Below are 6,329 nucleotides of genomic sequence, written 5' to 3' on the forward strand. Positions count from 1 at the left end.
GACTTCATTGCTTTTCAAATCGATTCGAATCCGCTTAAGAAATTCTTTAAAATCCTTATTCATTGTGAGTTTGTTGATGGTGTCCCAATCGAGCGTTTCTTTAACTTTAGCCGGAAATAGTCTTTTGGAATCGTTGGGGTTATCTAGATTAAGTTGAAGGATTCCTATGCCAAAAGCCGAGGATAAACGAGAGAGTTCTTCAAGGAAGTCTTCTTCCTCTGAGATTTCTGAAGCTACCAAATAACTTTCGTTGGCCCAAGAAGAATTGGAAACTGTTTGAAAAAACTTTTCTCTTAGTGTCGAAAAATTGAGGCTCCGTTTAAGTTCAAAAGAAATGAGTTTTACGGAAGTATTGCCGATAGCTGAACTAAGGTTTAACACCTCCTCGTCCCATTCGCCAATTGGAAAAACACAGCCTACCATGTCGGGGTGTACCCACTCACCAAACGTTTTTTTGCTGGACTTAGAGTGGTTGATGGTTTTAGTATGGCATTTCAAATGGTAATAGGCGTAGTGTGCCAGGTAAGGGTGTAGGTCTTTCTCTAAAAATGGTTTTGTTTCATACTTTGGCTTTTCCTCATCTATGATTTGCCCTTCTTCATAGGCTCTAAGGTTTTTATATTCCTTTTTTGCCAAATAAAAACGTTTGGGCCTTTTTCCAACTGTTTTAAAGGGACCTTCAGGATTATCCCTCGAAATGACGTAAAGGTGAGCCGCCAGAGTGGCCGAAGGGGTTTTACCATTGCTTCCCAGCTGGTCTACTAAACCTTTTTCTGTAGCCTTTTGCCAGATTTCATTCGCAGATAGTGGGTTTTCTTCTTGTCTTAGGATTTCTTCGGCTAGTTCTAAAAAGGTCATAGAGGATGTTTTAGCAAAAAAATAGGTTTTAAATATAGAGATTAGAGCATGGATTTGCAATTTAAATCTTTTAATTAAGGGGAGAAAATAACATGAGCTTTGGGGTGGGGAACTTAGGCAGTTTTTATATCCCATTTATACTTATCGAATAATTCAATTTTAACTCTTCGATAATTATTTCTTTTATTCTCTGGTATGGAATTTTGGCAAATTTAGAATTTTCTTTGTCTTCAAAAGTTTTCTTTGCAAAACGGAAAGGTTCTTTCAATCCCCTATTTTTCTTAGAAAGGTGTGCTGTATCCCTTAAACAATCATAGTACGCTCTTTGGGCAATACGACCACCAAGAAATTCAAAACTTTTTTTCTTACCTATATAATTTGAGGTTGTCTCATTTGATTTTTCTAACCATTCAGCAAATGAAGTAGGTAGAGATTGTAATTTACTCTTAATTCTATGTTTTTTTAATACAAACTCATCCAAATACTTTTTATCGATACAAATGCTTCTGAATTGAGAGAAATAATTATCCCGTAATATTTGTGAAAGAAAATCTAAAGTTTCCCTTCTGGCAGGTGTAAAATGTTGTTCTTCATCAAATTCAATAATTCTACTCTCCAATATGGGATGATTAATAACTAGACCATCTACATAATGTGAAAGACTTGCTGAGGTAAAACCAAAAGTTGACTTCAAAGCCTTCAATATTTTTAGGTAACAAATATTTACCTCCTCCTTAAATAAATAATCTTTGTAGCCCTTGGAAAGAAATATATGCCTAGAATTAATAGGTTTTCCCAAACTTTTAGAATACAGATATTCAAGACCAACAACTTCCGAAAACGCCTTAAAGAATGTGACCTCATCACTATATTTACTTATAGTTGGCGGCTTCTTTCGTTGGAAAGGTAGTGATACAATTCCTTTAGCTTTTCTTGTTCCTTCTGAAAAGGTTGAAATTGTATTAAATTGATTTAGGATTGCAACAGCTGGAGATTGAACTCTACCGGAAATATACGATTTTGCGATAGCCGTATTGATTGAATTTTCCTTCGTAAACAATTCATATAATTCTTCAACTGAAATCCTTTCCAGATTTGTTTTATTCTCTCTAATAAAGTGAATGCTATCCCCATTTATGTGAATTGAATGGTATTTTTTTCCAGTTATACTTGTAGCTGTTCTAATTCGTGAAAGTTTCTGTTTGAATTCCGTTTGCTCCACCCTTCATTTTTTTATATGCTGTAAATGTAACTGACCAGACAAAAAAGAACAGAAGTAACGAAAGCTTCTTTTTTTTCCAAAATGCTCTACCCCTATTATTTTAGGTTGATATGTAAAAGTATTTTTATCCATTGATGATAATACTTTCTATTTCTTTTTGGGCTTTTGCCATTTCTTCTGCTCCATTCTTTTTTAAAATACTTGATTCTTTGTACAGCTGATTTATTCTTTTTGAGATAATCTTTTGTATCGAGAGGTCAGGTAATGGGATTTTTATTGTTTTCAACTGTTCTATCCCAACTCCAGACTGATTATTCCAGTTTGTACAAATTGAATAGAAGTACCTATGAGATTGGTATAGGTTTAACACACACTTGAGATAACCTGGGTCAACTAATTCATTTTTCACTTTTATAACAGTAATATGATTAGAATAAAAAGCTTGATCTAAATTGTTTTCCCACATAGCAGTTTTACCAACTAGGGCCTGACTATTAGTATTGTTAAATAGAATATCTCCTTTTTTAAGTGTAGGATATTGGTCTAAAAAAGTTGCGGGTGCGTATATATTTCTATGAAAAGACAAAACCCCATGACTCATCATATTAGTCGGTCTAACTTGAACAACCCCCTTTTTATCTAAATTCTGGTCATTTTTCCCCATACCAAACCCAGACCTAAATGAATGAGCAAGATCTTTGATTTTACGGTAATCAAATTTCGACTGAAAAAGAAAGTTTATTTGCTTAGAAAAAAATATTGGGTCAAACCTTCCCCCACTCACTTTGCTCAAAGTAGTGGTGAAAATGCGATTTTGTAAAGAATTATCCTTTTCAGGAAGAGTAATCCCCAATTCTCTCAGTAGGTAATCGTTGATGCTACCTAATAAAGATTGTGCTTGTTGTTCTTTTTCACCTTTTTGTTTGACGGCCTTTTTGGTGATTTCTAATATTTTTTCATCATAAATAATTGGAATTGACATTAATGCTGAATAATCTAAAGCAGGACGAGTGCCACCAGTTGCTCTTCTACTAGCTAATTTCTCTCCAATATCAGAATTTAAGAAAGCAGCCAATACTTTACTTATTTCTATATTGCCAGTCTTTATTACTACCATATGCTGATTAGTATTCCCTATAAAGCCTTCAGGAGCTACCGATGCAACTGCCATTCTTCCTACTCCAGTAATTTTAACCAATAAATCCCCTTCTGAAACTTGACTCCGTTTTAAGTGGCTTTCATGGGTCGCCTTATTAATGTATTTACAATCATCTAAATGTAATTGGCCTGTAGGGGATAAATTCTGTACTCTTAAAAAGGGGATACCATTTTCCTTTGTAGAATAATATTTTTCACTCTCCGTAGTTTTTGGTGTAGCTCCACTAGATACTGATTGAACATAATCTCTTAAAGGTTTGGGGTTATGCTCTTGAACCTTTTCCTCCAGCTCTGATATTTTAGGGATATAATAAAAGGGATCTAAGCGCTTCTCTAGGTTAGAGTGTTTTACAATAAAAACCTTACTACGATCTAACTCTTCACTCAAAATAAATTTGCTCATAGTACTTCCGTATTTAAAATATGAGCAATAAAATTTTGTAATTCTTTTTCAATCAACTCCAACTCATTTTTCCCTGTTGGTTTTCCTGTAGCGTCATAACCAATATCTTCAGCTATGGCCATAAAAATAGGGTAATCTTCTAACTTTTGTTGTTTTAAAGCTAGATAACGGTCGGTTAAGTCTTCTTTTAGATCATTTATTTTTTGATTATACTGATCGGTAATCTCCTTTTTCCAGTCTTTAAATAGTTGAGCTTTTTCTATTGCCTTCTTATCTGTCTCATCTGTGGTATTGTCAAAGCCGTCATGTGTTTTGATGGTTTGTTTTTTAGCCTTCTCAAATTGCTCAATACGCTCTCTATAGAAATTATCGCTTTTTACTTCCTCTTGTAAAGCCCTCTTTAAGTTTTGGTATTTTTCAGTAGTATGAGCTCTCCATTTCCTTAAAAACAGGACTGAGCTTTTGACTCCAGCTCCCGTATGGGCAAAAGCCGTTTGTGGCATGGAAACTACCGCTACAATCCGGAACCACTCTTCAATCTTATCCCGAACATATTGTAAACTACTGTTAGTCAACACACCATCAGGTATAACTATAGCTAAAAAGCCCCCCTCCGTTAAAAAATGCCAACATTGTTCTATGAAAAGAACCTCGGTGCTCTGGTTAGCTCTACCCTGAACTGCGGTATTTTTTAGATCTAGCCAGCTTACATCTTTATTTCCTAAATTATATTGATTTAAATAAGCTTTTTCCGTTTGTTTAACCGTGCTTCCAAAAGGAGGGTTTGTAGCGATGAAATCGAAGCTATTATATTTAAACCCTTGGTTCCCGTTTTTTTTTACCATTACCTCAGCTTTTAGCAAGCCATCTGCGGCAATGACATTGGTATGCCCATCATCGTGAATAATCATATTCATCTTAGCAGTGCGGGCAATCTGTTCGTTAAGTTCAATTCCAAAAAGGTTTTGTTCTGCAAAATCATGCCAATGCCGCCAGTGATTTCTACCTTCCGGAATGCCCCTTTCAGGATCTCCAATTTCATCAGGGTAAAATACACCAGCCTCTCTTCTTACCTTATCTAGAACGTAAAGTAGAAAACCTCCACTACCACAGGAGGTATCTAGAACCCTAGATTCATGAGTAATAGGTAAGCAATTAACAATGAATTTCACGATTGGTCGCGGGGTGAAAAATTGACCAAAATCACCCCGAAAGTAGGACCCCATGAAGGTCTCAAAAGCTTTCCCCTTGCTATCTAAATCCGTCGCGCTAAGGTTAATAGACTCAAGGTAGCTTACCACTGTTTTTACTTTTACATGATTTAGGCGGATATCATCTTTAAAAACTTCAGGATCTTTCTTTTTTCCTTCTGCATAAAGCTCCTTTATTCGATTAAAAAGCTCCTGGGAAATTTTAGCTTCAACCCTAGCAACTTCTTCTTTTGAGGCATGCTTAGAAACGGGTTCATTAAAAACCTGAAAATCATATGGTTCTCCTTTCTTTCTAGCTTTACGTTCATCCCATATTTTACAAAAAATAAGTTTATCAAGCTCATCAAAAGCTTCAGATGGGTTTAATTCTCCACCTGCCCATAATGCATTATGTGCCAGTTTAAAGCGGCGGGTTAATTCATCTTCAGCAATAGTTTCAAGTTCAAAGAATTTTTTCTTTACTGGATCGTCTCCAAAGGGTTCATCTTCTTTCCTACCTCCTTTCACGTATTTATATTTCTCTACTCCAGCCGCCCCAAAAGGAGGAATATCAGGAAGCGTCCTTTTGGCGTCACTATCCCTATCAATTACAAAATATTCATCCCTAATTCCAGAAGTCACCCATAGATATTTCATCATTCCTGGCAAAGCATAAGAGTAACTAGCGGCTTGCTCTACAGCCTGCTTAAATTCTAAATCAGAAACCTCCTGTTTTTTGCATTCTACCACTAGCCGAGGCTGGCTACAGTCTGCATCATTATAAACAACAATGTCTACCTCTTTTGTAGTAGATCCCATAGTAACCGGAACAAATTGCTTTACTCGCTCAGGAGGATAGTTGTAGGAGAAAATTAATTTTAGAAATGTTTCAGCCTGAATTTTTTCTTCAGGGTTTGTGAAATTTCGCTTTTTATTTTGTGTGGTATAAGTTATGTACTTTCGGTCTTCATCTAGCTTAATCAGTCCCTTCTTAATTCCCTGCTCTATTAAATTCATTTTTATTCAAATCTTAATTTAAAAAATGATTCGACGATAGCTTTTCGATTATCTAAAGTGATTTAAATGGCATCCTACCTATTTCAAAGTTTAAGGTGAAAAAGTGACGCCTTTACTCTATTAAATATAATAGCCCTATCAAAAATGATTTTTTCTCCAATATGGCCAATCAATATTTTCAAAAACCAAAAATCTATAGTTGGCTAATATAGTACCCACGACTTTAAAAAATAAAGAAAATTTGAAATAAACTTTTTCCATCAAAAGAAAGAGGGGGGGTAGGATAATTTCAACATAAATTATGTTATAAAATGGATTATGCGCTTCATTTCTCCTAATTTAACCCGCATAAACATTTACTTTTCAATAATTAAAAACACCTCCTAAAAAGAATTTCCTAAAAATAATACTTTAATAAATGATATAGCAACTAACTATAGTTTTACCTTCAAAAATCATGGTTCTAACTAGTACAATTACT

General features: G+C 34.9%; 4 protein-coding genes. All 4 read right to left on the reverse strand.

Annotated features, from left to right (window positions below):
- Nucleotides 1-858: HTH domain-containing protein (locus E1171_RS09835; protein WP_155205831.1), on the reverse strand; the 858-nt coding region annotated here is incomplete at its 3' end.
- 124 nt (nt 859-982) lie between these two features.
- Nucleotides 983-2,080 (reverse strand): hypothetical protein, encoded by a 1,098-nt coding sequence (locus tag E1171_RS09840; protein ID WP_155205832.1) that lies wholly within the window; start codon nt 2,078-2,080, stop codon nt 983-985.
- A 124-nt stretch (nt 2,081-2,204) separates the two neighbouring features.
- Nucleotides 2,205-3,641 carry a restriction endonuclease subunit S gene (locus E1171_RS09845; protein WP_155205833.1) on the reverse strand — a complete coding sequence of 479 codons (1,437 nt, stop codon included), beginning with the start codon at nt 3,639-3,641 and terminating at the stop codon, nt 2,205-2,207.
- Entirely contained in the window at nt 3,638-5,848 is a 2,211-nt protein-coding gene (locus E1171_RS09850; protein ID WP_155205834.1) for a type I restriction-modification system subunit M, read from the reverse strand. The genes E1171_RS09845 and E1171_RS09850 overlap by 4 nt, the downstream gene beginning before the upstream one ends.
- Nucleotides 5,849-6,329: the final 481 nt, after the last annotated feature.

It is taken from the genome of Xanthovirga aplysinae (assembly GCF_009711365.1).
Classification (GTDB): domain Bacteria; phylum Bacteroidota; class Bacteroidia; order Cytophagales; family Cyclobacteriaceae; genus Xanthovirga; species Xanthovirga aplysinae.

Excerpts from the sequence above, each read along its gene's own strand:
- E1171_RS09845 (WP_155205833.1), bottom strand. The coding sequence starts at position 3,641 with ATGAGCAAATTTATTTTGAGTGAAGAGTTAGATCGTAGTAAGGTTTTT.
- E1171_RS09850 (WP_155205834.1), bottom strand. The coding sequence starts at position 5,848 with ATGAATTTAATAGAGCAGGGAATTAAGAAGGGACTGATTAAGCTAGAT.